This window comes from Echinicola jeungdonensis, assembly GCF_030409905.1.
Lineage (GTDB): Bacteria > Bacteroidota > Bacteroidia > Cytophagales > Cyclobacteriaceae > Echinicola > Echinicola jeungdonensis.
Genome location: NZ_JAUFQT010000001.1, coordinates 2,587,940 through 2,605,718 on the forward strand (window position 1 = coordinate 2,587,940; position 17,779 = coordinate 2,605,718).

Sequence of the window (17,779 nt, forward strand, 5' to 3'; positions counted from 1 at the left end):
AGGTGAAAAATTTTGAAAGATGTATGCTTTAATTATTTAATTTTGGGTCATGACGAAGCAAAAAGAAGAGATTGTCCACCGATTAAAACTGAGAAACCTGCATCTCTCAGATTATAAAAATATCCATGAGATCATGGTGAATATTTACAAAAACCAGGCTATGGCATATACCCGGCAGGAGTTTAAAAACCAAATAAATGCATTTCCGGAAGGGCAGATATGCATTGAAGATAATGGCAGGATTGTGGCTGTAGCTTTGAGTTTGATTGTGGATTACAGCAAATTTGGGGACAATCATACCCATGACCAGATCACAGGGTATGGGAAATTTGATACCCACGATCCGGAAGGGGACACGCTTTATGGAACCGATGTTTTTGTGGACCGGGAATACCGGGGGCTACGGCTGGGGAGAAGGCTTTATGATGCCCGAAAGGAGCTTTGTGAAAACCTGAATCTCCGCAGTATCATTGCTGGGGGAAGAATCCCCGGTTACAGCAAATATGCTGACCAAATGACTCCCAGAAAATATATTGACCTGGTCAAAAACAAAGAGATTTATGATCCTGTACTCTCTTTCCAATTGGCCAATGAGTTTCATGTGCGGAAGGTCATTACCAAATATTTGCCTGAAGATAAAGATTCCAGGGCTTATGCCACCTTGTTGGAGTGGAATAATATTTATTATGAAAAGGATGAAAAACTCATTGGTAACCAAAAATCCATTGTCCGGCTGGGTTTGGTGCAATGGAAAATGCGGCGCTTTAAGGATATCGATGACCTGATGCAACAGGTGGAATTTTTTGTGGACACCGTATCGGGTTACAAATCGGACTTTTGCCTTTTGCCGGAGTTTTTCAATGCGCCGTTATTGGCCGACTTTAATGATATGGATGCTTCTGAGGCCATCAGGAACCTGGCAGATTATACCGAGGAGATTTTGATAAGGATGAAGGACCTGGCCATTTCCTACAATGTGAATATCATAGCTGGCAGTATGCCGGAATATGACGGAAAAAAACTCCGGAATGTAAGCTACCTCTGCCGTAGGGATGGTACCACAGATAAACAATATAAATTGCATATCACGCCGGATGAGCAAGCCTATTGGGGCCTTCAGGGAGGAAATGGGATCAAAGTATTTGACACTGATGCAGGAAGGATAGGGATTCTAATCTGTTATGATGTGGAATTCCCCGAGTTGGGTAGGATTTTGGCCGAGCAGGAAATGGATATTTTATTTATTCCTTTCTGGACCGATACCAAAAATGCCTACCTTCGTGTCAGCACCTGCGCAAAAGCCAGGGCAGTGGAAAATGAATGCTTTGTTGCTATTACAGGTTCTGTAGGGAATTTGCCCAGGGTCGAAAATATGGATATCCAGCATTCTCAGGCTGCCATTTATTCACCCTGTGATTTTTCATTTCCCCATGATGCGGTAGTAGCAGAAGCTTCACTAAACACTGAAACGACTATTGTGGCGGATGTAGACCTGGATTTATTGACCAAATTGCACAAAGTGGGTAGTGTAAGGAATCTGCAACAAAGGCGTTTGGATCTTTATTCCATCCAATGGAAAAAAAATAAATAGCAATGGAGAATTACCTCTCAGGAATGAATGATATTATCCGTGAAAAAGCCTCACGGGTCAAATTATTGATCACTGATATAGATGGAGTCCTTACTGATGGCGGGGTGATTTATGATGATAATTATCTGGAATATAAAAAATTCAATGTAAAGGATGGATTGATCGTCAAAGTCTTAAAAAATAATGGTTTGAAGATTGGGGCCATTACCGGTAGAAATTCACCTGTTGTACGGAGCCGCTGTGAAGAATTGGATTTTGATTTTCATTATCATGGTATTAGTCACAAGGGCGAAAAGCTGGATGAGGTCCTTAAGAAATTTCAAATAGGACTTGATGAATGTGCTTACATTGGGGATGACCTGATCGATATTCCCATTTTGACCAGGGTGGGGTTTTCAGCTGCTCCAATAGATGCCTTGCCTTATGTAAGGCAAAAAGTCGATTTTATTTCCTCCCTTCCGGGTGGAAAAGGGGTGTTCCGCGAAGTAGCAGATGTGATCTTAAGTTCAAAGGGGCTTTTAGAGAAAATAATAAACGAATTGTCAGAAAAATAAAAAAATGAAAGTATCCACCCAACCCATGAAAATCTCTGAGGAGATCGTTTTGGGGAAAAATAAACCTGTTTTGTTTTCCGGACCTTGTGCGGTAGAGAGTTTTGATATATGCATGGAGATAGGGGAAAAAGTCAAAAAGGAAACCCAACGTTTGGGTTTTGATTATGTTTTTAAAGCCTCTTTTGATAAAGCCAACCGGACTTCCTCAGGTTCTTTTAGAGGCATAGGTATGGACATGTCTTTAGAGGTTCTCCAAAGAGTGGGAAAAGAGCTTGGAGTGCCTTTGGTGACAGATGTGCATGAAAGCCATCAGGTTTCTGAAGTGGCCCAAGTGGTGGATGTAATTCAAATTCCCGCCTTCCTTTGTCGCCAGACGGATTTGCTATTGGCTGCAGGCCAATCAGGAAAAGCTGTGAAAATAAAAAGAGGGCAGTTTATGGCTCCTGAAGATATGCAATATGCGGTCCAAAAAGTAAGGTCAACCGGAAATGAAAATGTCTGCCTTACTGAAAGGGGATATTCACTTGGTTATCATAACCTGGTAGTGGATATGCGGTCATTGCCTACGATGAGGCAATTTGCCCCCGTGGTTTTTGATGTCACCCATTCCGTACAGCAACCCGGAGGTCAGGGAGGATCCAGTGGCGGACAGCGGCAATTTGCTCCCTACCTGGCCCGTGCAGCTGCTGCCACAGGTGTAGATGGGTTTTTTATCGAAACCCATCCCGATCCATCTATAGCCCTAAGTGATGGCCCTAATATGGTTCCTTTAAACCAAATGGGAGGATTTTTGGAAATGCTTAAAGCTACCTGGGAATTGGGGAATAGCTATAAAGAATTCCAATTGAAATAAAATTATTGAGCCGGAGTTTCCGGCTTTTTCTTTTTATTTTTTAACTTTCAGTCCATCAATCTCTTCGATTATGAAGCTTCGGTATTTTTTATTTATTGCAAGCTTTTCATTGATTTTTACAGCCCGATGTAATCAGCAAAAGGCTGAGCAAGACCTCCCCAACTCAATCAGAACTGTCCTGGAATCAAGGCTGCCCAATGGGGATTTGGAAATTGCGAAAGAACATATTTACCTTACCGGCCTATTGAATGAATTTTACTATTTCCGGAATTTTAAGCCGGCATGGACACAGGAAGGTAAATTGACCTGCCAGGCCCGTGAACTGCATTACCAAATCCAACAATCCCAATTTGATGGGCTTTTCCCAAGTGATTACCACCATAATGCCATTGAGGAGCTGTTTGTGGAATTGGACTCAATCAATGAAAGAGGGAGCCAAGTCCCTGAAAATAAATTATCCCAATTGGATGTGTTGTTGTCAGATGCTTATATGCGACTTGGAACCCATCTTTATTTTGGAAAGGTAGATCCGGAAGATTTGACAGCTGGTTGGAACATTCCAGTAAAAAAATCCAATCCCCAACTTCCCAATCATCTGGAAACGGCAATCCGGAAAAAAAATATAGCAGAAAGTTTGGAGTCCCTGTGTCCATCTTTCCCTATATATCAACAAATGCGGAATTTCCTCAGGGATTTTGTTAATCTGGAGGAAAAAACAAATCAATGGAAAAAGGTTTCCGAGGCTAAAATGATTCAACCCTTGGAAAGAAATAAGGACATTCCCCTTATTAGGGATAGATTAATATTCTGGAAGGATTTGGTGCCTTATCCGGTGGAAGATGAGGAGGTCTATGACTCGGCCATGTTGGAAGGGGTGTATCGTTTCCAGGAAAGATATGGTTTGAATCAGGATGGGATAATTGGTAAAGCTACTTTAGAAGCCCTGAATGAATCCCCTGAAGATTTAATACAAAAAGTGTCTGTCAACCTGGAAAGGTTACGTTGGTTACCTGATACATTGATTGATAATCGGTTTATTGTGGTCAATATTGCCAATTTTCAGTTAGACCTTATGCAGCATGGAGGAAGGGATACTCTATTGACCTCAACGGCCATTGTGGGAAGGGCTTACCGAAGTACACCTGTTTTTAGTGCTCAGATGTCTTATTTGGTTTTTAATCCTGTATGGACCGTCCCACCTGGGATTTTGAAAGCGGATGTCCTACCTGAGATCAAAAAAGATTTGGAGTATTTGGAAAAAAAGCATATGAAGGTTTTTACCAGTGGAGGGCAGGAAGTTGATCCCAATAAAATTGACTGGAGAAATGCAGTTGCTGATAAATTTCCTTATTTGGTAAAACAGGTTCCCGGCCCCCATAATTCCATGGGGCTGGTGAAGTTCATGTTTCCCAATAAATACAATGTCTATATCCATGATACTCCAGAGAAAGAGCTGTTTAAAAAAGATACCAGGGCGTTCAGTTCAGGATGTATCCGGATCCAAAAACCTTTTGAGTTAGCAAAAATATTATTAAAGGAACATCCTGATTGGCCGGAAGAAAAAATTGAAGAGGCCATCCAGGCAGGAAAAGAACAAACCGTTAGTTTTAAAGCTAAAATTCCTGTGGTGGTTTTATACCTTAGTTTTTGGACAGACTGGGAAGGGAAACCCCAAATCAGAAGGGATGTTTACAAAAGGGACAAACCACTTTATGAGGTGCTGTCCTCTAGGAAGTAAAACCTGCTTGTTTTTTTGTATTGTTTGTTTTTGGCGTAAATGAAAAGACAGGATTTTCCCTTAATACTGTCAATTATGGATTTGTAATTGTCCATGGGAAGAGCAGGGCAGCCCCAGCTTCTTCCAAGTCTTCCGGTTTTTTGAATAAAGGATGGATTGGCATAAGCAGCTCCATGGATAACAATGGCCCTGGGCCTGGCTTTGTCATTGATTCCTTTCTCCAGCCCATCCAAACGGAGGGAATAGCCGTGTTTTCCACGATATGTTTCAGCAGTAAGATAAAAACCAAGGCTGCTCATATGGCTGGACATTTTATTGGAAAAGTGGTTGGCCATCAAGCCACCACTGTTTTTTCCATGAGCCACCCAGCTGTGATGGAGGATGTTACCATTAATGGGATTGATGGTCCAAAGCCTTTTTTGGGTAGAGGGAAGCGAAAAATCAATAATGGTCAAAGGTTTTCCTTCCTCAATTTTTCCAGACTTAATCAGTTGAAAGTAACCTTGTGTAGCTATTTTTATAGCTTCCAGGGATGGTGCTGAATTGGAATTACTGGTGAAATGGGAAGAAATGGCAGCTTCCAGAACTTCAGCTGGAGATCCCATGTCCTTGTTATTTTCAAAATTTTCGTATGTGGGTCTGGTTTTGGATGAGTGTACAAGTCCCACCAAAACACAGCAAATCAAACTGATCTTTTTTAACATATAATTACTATCAAATAAAGTTGGCTTATAAAAAGGCCTTTTGGAATTCGGGTGATTTTAGGGTCTGAATATAAGGGGTTTATGTTTAAAATGCTAACGTGACAAAAAAGTAATCATTGTAAATCTGAACCTAAAAAGGGTTTTGCTTTGTTAAAACCGTATTATAATTTGTTTAAAACAGGGTTGTTTCGATTACCGGAAGTATAGTTATTCTGGTTAGAATAGGCAAAAAAAATAATATTTGGTTAATTTTGTCGCTACCGGAAAAGTAATGGCTTGATCCAAAGGGTTTTGTTTGGATCCAGTTTTGCTTTTTTCAAACAAAAAAGGCCTGTTCAATGTTCTGGTATAAAGGATCAAGCTGGAAGATAATTGAAAAGCCCTTCCCAAATTAGATAAATAAGGCCATATATATATATATATATAGATTTCAGACATTTATGAAAGTAGCGGTTTACCGTAAAGAACATTTTAATGCAGCACATCGACTACATAACCCTGAATGGACTGCCGAAAAGAATAGGGAAGTATTTGGGAAATGCAATAACCCTAATTATCATGGCCATAATTACGAATTATTTGTAAAGTTGGTAGGTCCTATTGATCCGGACACGGGGTATGTATATGATATGAAGGTGTTGAGTGATCTTATAAAGGAAAAAGTCCTAAAGAAATTTGACCATAAAAACTTAAACCTGGATACCGATGAATTCAAACAGCTTAACCCAACTGCAGAAAACATTGCTGTGGTTATTTGGGATATTTTAAGAAAAGAAATTGAAGATAAATACGATCTAACAGTTCGACTATATGAAACAGAAAGAAATTATGTTGAATACGACGGGGGTAAATCTTGACCAATCCATAGATGAAATAGGGGATGAACATGTAGGGACATCGCATGAAACTCCCTTGCGGGAAGATGCTTTTGAAATGGATGATGAACTGAAAATGGAGTTGATCGAAAAACATTTTAAAGAGATCATGCATGTTTTGGGATTGGACCTGAAAGATGACAGCCTTAGCGGAACACCCAGAAGGGTTGCCAAAATGTTTGTCCAGGAGGTTTTTAGCGGCTTGGATCCCAAAAATAAGCCTGAAGTAAAGCTTTTTAAGAATAAGTATAAGTATAATGAAATGCTGGTGGAAAAAGATATTACCCTTTTTTCGCATTGTGAGCACCATTTTGTGCCTATTTATGGAAAAGCCCATGTGGCGTATATCAGCAATGGTCATGTAATCGGACTCTCTAAGATCAACCGTATTGTACAGTATTTTGCAAAAAGACCACAAGTGCAGGAACGATTGACTATGCAGATTGGAAATGAGTTGAAGTCAATTCTTGGTACAGATGATGTGGCTGTCGTGATTGATGCTTACCATATGTGTGTTTCGTCCAGGGGCGTACAGGATGTCAACAGCAAAACCTTGACTTCCTTCTATAGTGGTAAGTTTGAGGATGAAAATGTCCGTAATGAATTTATGCAATATATTTCACTGAAATAGATTCAAATAATTCCCGAAAAAAAACCGAAGTAAACGCTTCGGTTTTTTTGTTTGCAGGGCAAATTAACAGACAAAAAAAAGCACCCATACAGGTGCTTTTTATCCTAAATAAAGGTTAGTTGGTATTTAAGTTGTGGTTTTAAGGTTATTTATATTTTTGGGCTATTGCTGGATGATATTTCCGGATTTATCAAAACTTGCAATGACAGTTTGATTGTCAGGGTCTATAAATGTAAGGTCATAAACTGCTTGGTTTTTACCTTGAACCTTGGTTATTTCTTTTAAGGTAAAGGTGGATAGCAGTTCATTTTTATTGATTTTGGCGGCTATTTTTTGGGGCAAATCATCCAGGGCTACTGCTTTTTCTGGGGCAGTTGCCACTTCTGAAGGGCCAAAAGATGATTCCTGATGTTGATTTTCGGTAGTCTCCCCTGATTGATCTCCACATGAAACCAAAAACAGGAAAAGTGAAAAACTAAGCAGATAAAATGGTTTTGTCATGAAATGTTTTCATTAAATAAGAGGCCTATTCAGAATTTATTCCTCCTTAAATTTTCCTTGCTTAACTTCTATACTCATAAGTTGTGCCAGATTGGAATTTGGGCCTAGGTGAAGGTAAAGAGCATAAGGGACTATAAAAGTTGTAGTTTGCTATACACAATTTGTGGAACAAATCTAAAGTTGTGGTCATTTGGTCCGGTGTCAACGGATTTGCTGGGTTTACCGTTGAATTAATTAAAAACTAGAGCCCCTATGGTGTTTGAGGAAATCCGCTTTTTGATTTTTGCCGATTATGGCTTTGTGATTTTTCACTCTGGACTAATACTGTTCAACCTGTTGGGATGGTATTGGAGAGCTACCAGAGTTTGGCACCTTTGGACCATTTCATTGACTTTTGCTTCCTGGATTGTATTGGGAATTTGGTATGGTTGGGGCTATTGTCCCTTGACGGATTGGCATTGGCAGGTTTTGGAAGAAAGAGGAGTTTCCGGCCTTCCCAATTCCTATATCTCCTATTTAATCCAAAGGGTGACCGGTTTGGGTTTGCCTGGTAATTGGGTGGATACTATGACATTAATTCTGGCGTTTTGTGCCTTAGTAATGTCTCTTAAAGTCAATTTTTTTTCAGCTAAAAAACAAACATAATCAACGGGGCCCTAAAAGTTATTTCCTTACAATGTCATTATTTGAATAGGGTGATAATTTTTGTTTAAAAAATATTTATAAAAGTTAAACAAAAATAAAGGTGTTGGGTTTAGTTACTAAAATCTATGCAACTAAATGAAATTTATTATGACACCTCAAGCCAAAAATCTTATCAGGTTACTGATGATTGCCATTTTAGGAATCATGACGACCTCTTGTAATGATGATGATCCTGCTCCAATGTCAGAGGAAAAAGACATTGTGGAAATTGTAGTGGAAGGTAACAACTTCACCACCTTGGAAGCCGCTGTGGTGGAAGCTGATTTAGTGACCATTCTAGAAGGAGAGGGACCGTTCACGGTTTTTGCTCCAACGGATAATGCATTTAATTTATTTTTTAATGAAAATGGGTTGAGTGCGGAAGAGTTATTGGCCAGTCCCGATTTGTCAGGAGTGTTGACTTATCATGTGCTGGATGGAGAAGTGATGGCCTCAAATGTTAATCCAGGGGAAGGTGTTACGGTGAATGGGGCAAGCTTTTATTTAAGTGAAGATGTGGATGGAAACTTTTGGATCAATGGTAGTGCCCAGATTGTGGATACAGATATTGATGCCTCTAATGGTGTAATCCATGTTTTGGATTATGTGATTGTTCCTCCCAGTGAATCTATTGCCGAAATTGCCGTAAGTTTTACCAACCAGAATAACCCTGAATTTACGCAGTTGGTGGGAGCTTTACAGCGGGCTGATTTAGTAGGGGCCCTAAGTGATGATAATGGGGATCTAACCGTCTTTGCTCCAACAGATGCTGCTTTCCAGGCGCTTTATGATACCAATGAAGATTGGGATGATTTCAATGATATTCCATTAGAAACTTTGGAAGCGGTGCTCTTGGCTCATGTAGTTCCTGTTAGGGCATTTTCTCAGGATTTAAGGCAAGGCCAGGAAATTGCCACCCTCAATGAAAATGCTATGCTAACGGTAGATTTAAGTGCTGGAACGGTAGGTGGCGCTGCATTGAATACCTCCTTGATGAATGTACATGCTACCAATGGCGTGATCCATGTCATCAATGATGTGATTTTGCCCTAAATTAATGAAAAGAAGCCCATTGGAAATTGTGGCGAAAACCTAGGGGAATGATTTAACCGGCCTAATATCCCAATAGGGAATAATGGCATCAGATTATTAGACAAAATAAACTGAGGTTGGAAAAAAAGAACTATATTAAGATTTTTAGCGGCATTTTCCATAAGGCTGCCTTAGGTATGGCACGAATCCTTTTCCCTGGCCGTAAGTATGGTGGAGAGTGTTTTGTCCGCCCCAAGGAGGGAAGGCAATCCCGATTTTAAAAATTGAAACTTCCTCCCCTCCCTTCCATACAAAGCTTCTAGGTGAGGTTTTAGATCGAATTGGGGTAAATAAAAAGCTGCAAAACGCTTGCAGCTTTTTATTTATGCCCTTTCAAGCGTTGGATGAACCCAACCCCTTCAAATAAAATCCGTTTTGATTTGAAGATAAGTCCGTCTTAAATTGGGTTAATTCCCACATTAAAATAACTAAAGCCTGCAAAGTGATTAATGATGAAATATTCCATTTTGGGGAAGGAGGCAGCCAAGCGAGAGTAATTGAAAAGTACCTTTTCAAGGTAATTGGATTTCTATTGATGATGCAGTTGGGAGGATTTTCATTATTTGCCCAGGAAGTCCCGGAAAATATTCCCCTTAAAGTGGAAAAATTGCCCCTGGATCCGAAGCATTTTTATATTGCGGAAGTTTGGGATGAACGGGAAGACCATTCATCAGTGGCAAGGCTATGGACTAATAATTCTTCAAAATTATTGGATGTAGAAAAAGGATCAGACAAACTGAAAAATTATTATTTAGAGAGTTTGCCAAAAAATCCCGAATTGATTCCGGTCATTGTCCGGATTGGAAAAATTAGGATAGATGAAGAATCAGGGGGAGGAAGATCTGTTCCCGGCAAGGTGAAACTTGTGATTTCTTTCTATAAAAAGGGAGAAGATAGTCCAGTCCATTTGATTGATTACCGTGGAGGAGTTCAATATAAACGAACTGCCGGCCAGTATCAATTAATTTCTACCGTTTTGTCCAGGGCCTTGGAAAATTCTCTCCAATTTTTTGTGAAATGGATCGATCAGGAAATTGATTCCAATATTAATCTGGCCAAAGGAGTAAAGGTTTTCTTCAGGGATTATGATGAAGTAGAATCCGGGGATACGGTTTTTTATACCCCTTCCAGACCTATTAAATGGGAGGATTTCCAGGCTCCTACTAGACCTGGGAAATATGTAGCTTCAATTTTTACCAGTTTTTCATGGGAAGGTGAAAGTAAAGTGGTTGATGGCTGGGTGCACCTTTATCTTACAACCAAGGTTTTTATGCTCAAAAATTCCTCTTGGGTCAAATCTGGATCGAGAGATGCATATGGCCTGAATCATGAGAGAAGACATTTTGATATTACAAAATTGGTGGTGGAGCGCTTTAAAAAAAATATCAAAAACAGGGAAATGACTCCTTCGGATTTTGATGGAGTGATAGGCTATGAATACCTTCAGACATATCGGAAAATGAACAAATTGCAGGAGGCTTACGATAGGGAAACCAACAATGGAAGGGACAGGGCAGCTCAGGAGGAGTGGAATACCTATATCAAAGAAGAATTGGCTAAGGTGCAAAAGGCAAATGATTTGGCTCAATGAACTAAACCTAAAAAATTAGGTTATCGAGTTATTAGTATATAGCTAAAAAACTCAGGACCAGGTCAAAGGGCCACCATAGCGAAATAGGTCTTTTTACGCTGAATGTTAATGAAAAAATCCATTTTTCTCCGGGGCAAACCCTTTTCCCCAGATTTTGATATTGTCAAATTTTCCCACATCATCAAAAGTCCCCAGTCCTATATATCCAAAATCAAAATGATGATCAGTAGATTCCATAATAGGTTGGGTCATATCATCAAAGTAAACTTTGATGGAGCCTTTTTCAAGGTCCCTTTCCAACCTTACCCTATGCCAACTGTCAGTTTTGCCCCAATCGACACCATCAGTCACTTTTTCTCCTATGGCCACTCTGGGAGCATCATTGACCAGGAAAATATTATGGGCATGTGCATCGGCTTTAGAGGCGATGTGCACATAATAAAAATTGGAAGGATCTTTAGCCCCAAAGAAGAGGCAAAGGTCCCGGTGACCATACTCCTTTCCAGTCTGCTGTAAATCTGCTTCCAATACGAAGCTGCCAAGCTTTTTTGTTTTTAAGAGGGCGATGTTAAAGGGAGACCTGAACCTGGGGCTGTAATTACTGGCTTTGAAAATTTCAAGGGCTTTATTTTCCTTTCCATTCCCCAGTTTCCAGGCTTGGGAATCTGTGCATTCTATTTCCTTTAAAGCTTCCTCTCTCTCAAAGCTTTGTTGATAAAGTAATCGGTAATCAACAGGGATGTTTTGTGCATTTAGAAAAACCGGAAAGCAAAAAAGGAAAAAGGTTAGGACTGGAAAAGGATTTATAGGTTTCATTTGAATTGGGTTTAAAGTTCATGAAATGGGAAAATAAAAGTACAAACTTTTTTCTAAGTAGCTAAATGCCAAAAAAGTACTAAGTAATCGAAAGGGTTTGATAAAAAAAGTAACTTTTTATTGGAGGGTAGTAGATAATTTGTTAATTATTAGGTAGATATGATTATGGGAGTTGGGGGATAAGAAAGGAAAAAGTATGGGGTATTCTTTTAAAACTTACAACCTTAAATTTGCCCTCCATGGGATAGCAGTCATGGTAATATTCGGTACCCTGACTCTTGGCTGTTCCCCAAAAGTTAATCAGGTAGAGCCTCCCATAGAAAATTTAGAAAACTTTTCCACTACCGGGGTCCAAGTTGTTCCGGGTCAATGGTGGACCAGTTTCAAGGATGCCCAATTGAATGCAATGATAGAAAAAGCCTTGCAGGGAAATTTTGAATTGGCCTCCACTTGGGAACAGTACCGAGCTGCCCGGGCTGTTGTTAAAAGAGAATCTTCATTTTTATTGCCAGACCTGGAAGCTACCATCCAAAATGCCATCAGAAGGCCCGAACCGGATTTTGCCGGAGGCGAGAATTTCCAACAAGGTTTGTCCGCCTCTTATGAAGTGGATTTGTGGGGAAGGATTCGTGCAGGCCTACAGGTAGAAAAATTTAGGGCCGAAGCCAGCCTGTGGGATTATCAAGCATTATCCATGACTATTACCGCAGAAATGGCCATTAATTGGTACCAATGGCTGGCAGCCAACCATCAACTGGACCTGATCAACCAACAGATCCAAACCAATGAAAATATTATCAAACTCATCAAAGCCCGCTTTGGAAGCGGGCAGGTGAGAGCAGTAGATATTCTCCGCCAGACCCAGTTGATGGAAGCAACCCGGGAACAAAAACTTTTGATCGAATCCCAAATGGCCAGTTTGGAAAATCAGCTGGCCGTTTTAATAGGTCAACAACCTCAAAAAGAATGGACTTTTATCCCTGATAGTTTGCCAGAATTGCCGGAATTGCCTGCTACGGGGCTGCCCCTGGAATTGGTAAGAAGGAGGCCGGATATTCAAAGGGCTCATCATTTTTTATTGGCAGCGGATAGGGATATGGCCTCAGCAGTCACCAGCAGATACCCTCGTTTATCCTTTTCACTGGAAGGCCAGGTACGTTCCAATAATTTTAGGGGATTATTTCAAGATTGGGCTTACTCTCTGGCAGGAAACCTGGTCGCCCCGCTATTTTATGGTGGGAGGTTAAATGCGGAAGTGGACCGTACGGAGGCAGTAAAGCAACAAAGACTTTATGAATATGGGCAAACTGTTTTATTGGCCTTTCAGGAAGTGGAGGATGCTTTGGTGCAGGAAAGAAAACAATTGGAAAGGCTGGAGGTCCTTAAAAGGCAATTGGACTTGGCCAATAAAACTTCCGAACAGTTAAAGATTTCCTTTTTGAATGGATTAAGCAATTACCTGGATGTATTACTTGCTCTTGATCAGGAACAGCAATTGCGCCGGGAATTTATTGATGGCCGGTTGAATCTATTAATTATCAGAATTGGACTTTATCGGGCTTTAGGCGGTGGTTTTGAAGCCCAAAGGAAGATACAACAATAAAAATTGCTAAACAGTAGTAAAGAACCATGAGTAAGAAAAACATACTTTTTATTTGTTTGGGTATCCTTCTCAGCGGGGTAGGCGGAACAGTTATGATCTTTATGACCGAACCCACAGCAAAACATGAAGGTACCTCCAAGGAAACAGCCATGCTGGTGGATGTGGTCCAGGTTGAAAGAGGAGATTTTTTTCCTACAATTAAAGCAACAGGAACGGTTCAACCCGTTGAGGATATCATGCTTAGTCCCAGGGTTAATGGTCAGGTTGTCCGCCGGTCTCCCGGTTTTTCTCCCGGCGGATTTGTAAAGAAGGGGCAGGTTTTGTTGCAGATAGATCCTTCGGATTACCAAAATGTACTGGAGCTCAGAAAAAGTGAGCTCAAACAAGCAGAAGCTGATTTGAGGATGGAAATGGGTAGGCAGCAGGTGGCCCAAATGGATTATGAACTTATAGGGGATTCACTTTCTCCAGAGAAAAAGGCTTTAGTCCTGAGACAACCACAATTGGAATCCATCAAGGCAGCTGTCCAATCGGCAAAAGCAGCAGTCAGTCAAGCCCAGCTTGATTTGGATAGAACCGCCATCAGAGCACCATTTGATGCTCATATTTTAAACCGGAATGTTACGGTGGGCTCTCAGGTTTCCTCAGGGGATAATTTGGGTAGATTAATCGGTGCAGAAAATTACTGGGTAGTAGTTACCGTGCCTGTTTCCCAACTTCAGTTGTTGACTTTTCCTTCCAAGGAAAATGAAAAAGGGTCCAAGGTGAATATTGTTAACCGTTCGTCATGGAAAAAAGGCAGCCATCGTGAGGGGTACCTTTATAAACGGATTGGAGCTTTGGATGATCAGACCCGGCTTGCAAGGGTATTGGTAATGGTGCCTGATCCATTGGCCCAGGAGATGGCCGATTCCTTGGGCAGGCCCCAATTGATGGTAGGGGCTTTTGTGGAGGCCCAATTAATAGGGAATGAAATTGATGATGTTATCAGGGTGGACAGGGATTATATTCGGAATAACCAAACAGTCTGGGTAATGGAGGATGGAAAGCTTTCAATCCAACCTGTGGAAATCCTGTTTAGTGATGAACAATATGCCTATATCAATAAAGGGCTGAAAGATCAGGATAGGGTGGTCACCACTAATTTAAGTACGGTGGTGGATGGGGTTGGATTACGTCTAAAAGAAGACAGTGTTTCAACTTCTCAACCCGTAGGAGGTCCAAATAACCAGGGAAATTAAATGAGTCCATCAGAGGAAAATATCCATAAAAGCAAGGGGGGAATAGCCTATATGGCCCGCAATACAATTGCAGCCAATTTGTTAATGATTATCCTTTTGGGCGGGGGGATTTGGACCATGTACAATATCCAAAAAGAAGTTTTTCCCCAATTCCAACTGGATATTGTCAATGTGAGGGTGGTTTACCCCGGTTCTGCCCCAGAGGAGGTTGAGCAGGGGATTTTGTTGCCTGTTGAAGAGGCAATCCGTGGAGTGCAGGGTATTAAAGAAATTACTTCCACAGCTGGGGAGGGCTATGGGAATGTCCAGATTGAACTCGTGGCAGGCACCAATAGGATGAAAGCCTTTCAGGATATTGATCAGGCTGTCAACCGGATCCGGACATTTCCAGATGATATTGAACAACCCGAAGTGAATCTTCAGGCCAGACAAATAGATGTTATGGAGTTGGGTTTGTACGGGGAGGCTGATATTTGGACCCTAAGGAAATTGGCAGAAAGGCTGCGGAACCGTTTACTAAATGAACCTGAAATAACACAAGTTGAAATCGGTAATGTTCCGGACTTTGTCACTCATGTGGAAATTCCTGAGCATAACCTTCGCCAGTATGGGTTGACCCTGGGGAGGGTAGCAGATATCCTTGCCGCTTCAAGTGAGGATATTCCTGCCGGGGCCCTGGAAACGCAGTCCGGAGAAATTCTCCTGAGAATGCAGGAACGTAAACAATGGGCAGAGGAATTTAGCGAAATTACCATTATTTCCTCCCCTTCTGGTGCCAGGGTTACCTTAGGGGAGCTGGCCAAAATTACTGATGGCTTTGAAGAGACTGGATTTCATGGTCAGTTCAATCAACAACATTCCGTTGAGCTGGAAATTTTTAGGATAGGCAAACAATCCCCATTGGAAATCGAATCCACCGTACAGGCTGTTTTGAAGGATGTTTCTCTTCCGCCAGGGATCAATTTGCGTATTGATAGCAATAGGGCAGAGGATTACCGGGAAAGGTTGTCTTTATTGACCGAAAATGGAGCCTTGGCCATAGTTATTGTATTGGTGATTTTAACCTTGTTTTTAGAGTATAGGCTAGCCTTTTGGGTGATGATGGGCATGGCCATTTCCTTTATTGGTGGGATTGTTTTTCTGCCTCTTATCGGTGTGAGCATCAATATGATTTCCATGTTTGGTTTTCTGGTGGTCTTGGGTATTGTGGTGGATGATGCTATTGTTGTTGGGGAAAATATTTATGAGTACCGGCAAAGGGGAATGGGATATCTGGATGCCGCTATTGCAGGTGCCCGGGATATTTCCAAGCCTGTTGTTTTTAGTATTCTTACTACCATTATTGCCTTTGTTCCGCTTTTGTTTATGCCTGGAGAAACCGGGAAATTTTGGTGGCCTTTGCCTGCGGTAGTGATTATTGTTTTGATAGTTTCTTTATTGGAAGCCCTGTTTATCCTACCTGCCCATTTGGGCCATACTTCCAAAAAATCAATTGTGAAATTAGGGGACAGGATTGAGGGATGGCAACAATCTTTTGCTAGAAAGTTTAATTCAGGGATAGATAAGTATTACAGACCATTTTTAGAATTGTGCTTGAAATACAAGTACATCACCTTGTCCTCCGCATTGGCCCTTTTGTTAATTGTGGGGGGGTATGGATACAGTGACCATATGGGCATGATCATGATGCCGGAGGTTTCTGCTGATGAAATAGAGGCAGGGGTGAGGTTACCGGTTGGAACTACCCCTGACCAGGCTGCCAGGGTAGCTGAGGAAATTACTAATTCCACCCAGCGGATGTTTGATAAGCATAACTTGTATGAAGTGGCAGAGGGAATCAAGACCAATGTCCGTGGCCAGAATTTTATTGATGTGGAAATTGTCATGAGGCCACCGGATGAACGAGATATGACCGCAGGCGATGTTATTGCCCTGTGGAGGGATGAAATTGGAGATATCGAGGGGGTAGATCAAATAACCTTTGAAGCCGAAAGGGGGCCAGGTGGCTACCAGCAGGATATCAGTGTGGACCTGAGCCATGCGGATATTGATGTTTTGGAAAGGGCCAGCACTGCTTTTTTTGAAAGAATGGATGCCTATGAAAATACCCGGGATATCAGTGATAATTATAACAAAGGAAAAACCCAATTTGACTTTAAACTGCTTCCCGAAGGTCGGAATCTTGGCCTGACTTCTTCCGAAGTGGGAAGGCAGGTGAGGGATGCTTTTTATGGGGCTTTGGCCATGCGGCAATTACGGGGGATGAATGAAATAGAAGTTCGAGTAAAACTGCCCAAAGAGGAAAGAAAAGATGTCAGGAATCTGGAAACCTTTCTCATTCGGACTCCGGAAGGAGTGGAGGTGCCTTTATTGGATGTGGTGGAAGTGGAACAGCAGGAGGCATTTACTTCCATTAACAGGAGAGATGGCAGAAGGGTGGTCAATGTCGGTATGGATGTGGAACCTTCTAATGCCGTTTCCAGGGTTTTGGCTTCTGTGCAAAATGAAGTGCTGCCTCAGTTAAGGGCTGATTTTCCTGGGATCACCTGGAGTTTTCAGGGAAGCCAGGCCGATATGCGGGAATCCACCCAGTCCCTATGGGGTGGGTTTATGATGGCCATGTTGATCATTTATGCTTTGTTAGCGGTTGCATTTGGCAGTTATTGGCAGCCTGCCATCATCATGGCGGCGATACCATTTGGGATTGTGGGAGCAGTGATCGGCCATATTATATTGGGCTATGATCTTTCCATTGTCAGCCTTATGGGTGTAATTGCCCTTTCTGGGGTGGTGGTCAATGATTCTTTGATCATGGTGGATTATGCCAATAAAAACCGAGGAAGCCTTTCTGCTTTTGAAGCAATTCATGAAGCGGGCCTAAGACGTTTCAGACCAATAATGCTAACTACCTTGACCACTTTTGGGGGCTTGACGCCCATAATCATGGAAACTTCCAGACAGGCTTATTACCTTATTCCCATGGCCATTTCACTTGGCTTTGGGATCGTATTTGCTACTTCTATTATTTTGGTGATTGTGCCTTGTCTGTACTTGATTTTAGAAGATGTAAAGGGGAAGGTTCAATCTAAAACAGAAGAATTCGTGAGGTAGTGTATTGAGTTTCCCTGGTTCGCTTTTTACCCACCCTATCTGTTGAAATAGCCGAACCAAGACCAAGAATAGTTTCAAACTACTTTTGATAGGGCCTGCATTGTCAATCAAAATGAGGTATTAGTCCCATCCAAAACGAATCCCCAAAAGCCTATATTTTCATTTTAGGGGATAAACGGAAAAACTTTTACAGA

General features: G+C 41.4%; 15 protein-coding genes. 12 read left to right on the plus strand and 3 right to left on the minus strand.

Features of this window, described 5'->3' with window-relative positions:
* Positions 1-49: 49 nt before the first annotated feature.
* The 4 genes from QWY93_RS10690 to QWY93_RS10705 all read left to right on the plus strand — a co-directional run bounded on the left by QWY93_RS10690 (position 50) and on the right by QWY93_RS10705 (position 4,736).
* The gene (locus tag QWY93_RS10690; RefSeq protein ID WP_290248230.1) at positions 50-1,591 is read left to right on the plus strand and encodes a bifunctional GNAT family N-acetyltransferase/carbon-nitrogen hydrolase family protein; all 1,542 of its coding nucleotides are present in this window, start codon (positions 50-52) and stop codon (positions 1,589-1,591) included.
* A 2-nt stretch (positions 1,592-1,593) separates the two neighbouring features.
* A complete protein-coding gene (locus tag QWY93_RS10695) occupies positions 1,594-2,145 on the plus strand; it encodes a KdsC family phosphatase (protein WP_290248231.1) in 552 nt (183 codons plus the stop codon).
* Positions 2,146-2,149: 4 nt separating this feature from the next.
* Positions 2,150-2,998 (plus strand): 3-deoxy-8-phosphooctulonate synthase, encoded by an 849-nt coding sequence (kdsA, locus tag QWY93_RS10700; RefSeq protein WP_290248232.1) that lies wholly within the window; start codon positions 2,150-2,152, stop codon positions 2,996-2,998.
* 70 nt (positions 2,999-3,068) lie between these two features.
* Positions 3,069-4,736: a L,D-transpeptidase family protein gene (locus QWY93_RS10705; RefSeq protein ID WP_290248233.1), complete on the plus strand. Its 1,668-nt coding sequence runs from the start codon at positions 3,069-3,071 to the stop codon at positions 4,734-4,736.
* On the opposite strand, the gene QWY93_RS10710 is transcribed toward QWY93_RS10705, so the two are convergent.
* Positions 4,709-5,440, minus strand: a complete 732-nt coding sequence (locus tag QWY93_RS10710; RefSeq protein ID WP_290248234.1) for a murein L,D-transpeptidase catalytic domain family protein — start codon at positions 5,438-5,440, stop codon at positions 4,709-4,711. The genes QWY93_RS10705 and QWY93_RS10710 overlap by 28 nt on opposite strands.
* A gap of 440 nt (positions 5,441-5,880) precedes the next feature.
* On the opposite strand from QWY93_RS10710, the gene QWY93_RS10715 reads away from it, so the two are divergent.
* Both QWY93_RS10715 and folE read left to right on the plus strand, forming a co-directional pair.
* Positions 5,881-6,297 carry a 6-pyruvoyl trahydropterin synthase family protein gene (locus QWY93_RS10715; RefSeq protein ID WP_290248235.1) on the plus strand — a complete coding sequence of 139 codons (417 nt, stop codon included), beginning with the start codon at positions 5,881-5,883 and terminating at the stop codon, positions 6,295-6,297.
* Positions 6,251-6,946 (plus strand): GTP cyclohydrolase I FolE, encoded by a 696-nt coding sequence (gene folE / locus QWY93_RS10720; RefSeq protein ID WP_290248237.1) that lies wholly within the window; start codon positions 6,251-6,253, stop codon positions 6,944-6,946. Before QWY93_RS10715 ends, folE begins: the two co-directional genes overlap by 47 nt.
* A gap of 162 nt (positions 6,947-7,108) precedes the next feature.
* Here the strand turns inward: folE and QWY93_RS10725 are convergent, their stop codons facing one another.
* The gene (locus tag QWY93_RS10725) at positions 7,109-7,447 is read right to left on the minus strand and encodes a hypothetical protein (RefSeq protein WP_290248238.1); all 339 of its coding nucleotides are present in this window, start codon (positions 7,445-7,447) and stop codon (positions 7,109-7,111) included.
* Between the two features lie 252 nt (positions 7,448-7,699).
* Between QWY93_RS10725 and QWY93_RS10730 the strand changes: the two genes are divergently transcribed.
* The 3 genes from QWY93_RS10730 (at position 7,700) to QWY93_RS10740 (ending at position 10,814) form a co-directional block, all read left to right on the plus strand.
* Positions 7,700-8,092 carry a DUF2784 domain-containing protein gene (locus QWY93_RS10730; protein WP_290248239.1) on the plus strand — a complete coding sequence of 131 codons (393 nt, stop codon included), beginning with the start codon at positions 7,700-7,702 and terminating at the stop codon, positions 8,090-8,092.
* A 135-nt stretch (positions 8,093-8,227) separates the two neighbouring features.
* Positions 8,228-9,184, plus strand: coding sequence for a fasciclin domain-containing protein (locus QWY93_RS10735; RefSeq protein WP_290248240.1), 957 nt, complete (start codon positions 8,228-8,230; stop codon positions 9,182-9,184).
* Between the two features lie 481 nt (positions 9,185-9,665).
* Entirely contained in the window at positions 9,666-10,814 is a 1,149-nt protein-coding gene (locus tag QWY93_RS10740) for a hypothetical protein (protein WP_290248241.1), read from the plus strand.
* A 105-nt stretch (positions 10,815-10,919) separates the two neighbouring features.
* Here the strand turns inward: QWY93_RS10740 and QWY93_RS10745 are convergent, their stop codons facing one another.
* Positions 10,920-11,630, minus strand: a complete 711-nt coding sequence (locus tag QWY93_RS10745; RefSeq protein ID WP_290248242.1) for a hypothetical protein — start codon at positions 11,628-11,630, stop codon at positions 10,920-10,922.
* Between the two features lie 196 nt (positions 11,631-11,826).
* Between QWY93_RS10745 and QWY93_RS10750 the strand changes: the two genes are divergently transcribed.
* The 3 genes from QWY93_RS10750 to QWY93_RS10760 are packed head-to-tail and all read left to right on the plus strand — an operon-like array spanning position 11,827 to position 17,585.
* Entirely contained in the window at positions 11,827-13,233 is a 1,407-nt protein-coding gene (locus QWY93_RS10750; RefSeq protein WP_290248244.1) for an efflux transporter outer membrane subunit, read from the plus strand.
* Positions 13,234-13,259: 26 nt separating this feature from the next.
* Positions 13,260-14,474: an efflux RND transporter periplasmic adaptor subunit gene (locus QWY93_RS10755; RefSeq protein WP_290248245.1), complete on the plus strand. Its 1,215-nt coding sequence runs from the start codon at positions 13,260-13,262 to the stop codon at positions 14,472-14,474.
* Entirely contained in the window at positions 14,475-17,585 is a 3,111-nt protein-coding gene (locus QWY93_RS10760) for an efflux RND transporter permease subunit (RefSeq protein ID WP_290248246.1), read from the plus strand.
* Positions 17,586-17,779: the final 194 nt, after the last annotated feature.

Coding starts and splice junctions, on each gene's coding strand:
- kdsA (WP_290248232.1), top strand. CDS start 2,150: ATGAAAGTATCCACCCAACCCATGAAAATCTCTGAGGAGATCGTTTTG.
- QWY93_RS10690 (WP_290248230.1), top strand. CDS start 50: ATGACGAAGCAAAAAGAAGAGATTGTCCACCGATTAAAACTGAGAAAC.
- QWY93_RS10735 (WP_290248240.1), top strand. CDS start 8,228: ATGAAATTTATTATGACACCTCAAGCCAAAAATCTTATCAGGTTACTG.
- QWY93_RS10750 (WP_290248244.1), top strand. CDS start 11,827: ATGGGGTATTCTTTTAAAACTTACAACCTTAAATTTGCCCTCCATGGG.
- folE (WP_290248237.1), top strand. CDS start 6,251: ATGAAACAGAAAGAAATTATGTTGAATACGACGGGGGTAAATCTTGAC.
- QWY93_RS10705 (WP_290248233.1), top strand. CDS start 3,069: ATGAAGCTTCGGTATTTTTTATTTATTGCAAGCTTTTCATTGATTTTT.
- QWY93_RS10715 (WP_290248235.1), top strand. CDS start 5,881: ATGAAAGTAGCGGTTTACCGTAAAGAACATTTTAATGCAGCACATCGA.
- QWY93_RS10760 (WP_290248246.1), top strand. CDS start 14,475: ATGAGTCCATCAGAGGAAAATATCCATAAAAGCAAGGGGGGAATAGCC.
- QWY93_RS10755 (WP_290248245.1), top strand. CDS start 13,260: ATGAGTAAGAAAAACATACTTTTTATTTGTTTGGGTATCCTTCTCAGC.
- QWY93_RS10725 (WP_290248238.1), bottom strand. CDS start 7,447: ATGACAAAACCATTTTATCTGCTTAGTTTTTCACTTTTCCTGTTTTTG.
- QWY93_RS10695 (WP_290248231.1), top strand. CDS start 1,594: ATGGAGAATTACCTCTCAGGAATGAATGATATTATCCGTGAAAAAGCC.
- QWY93_RS10710 (WP_290248234.1), bottom strand. CDS start 5,440: ATGTTAAAAAAGATCAGTTTGATTTGCTGTGTTTTGGTGGGACTTGTA.
- QWY93_RS10745 (WP_290248242.1), bottom strand. CDS start 11,630: ATGAAACCTATAAATCCTTTTCCAGTCCTAACCTTTTTCCTTTTTTGC.
- QWY93_RS10730 (WP_290248239.1), top strand. CDS start 7,700: ATGGTGTTTGAGGAAATCCGCTTTTTGATTTTTGCCGATTATGGCTTT.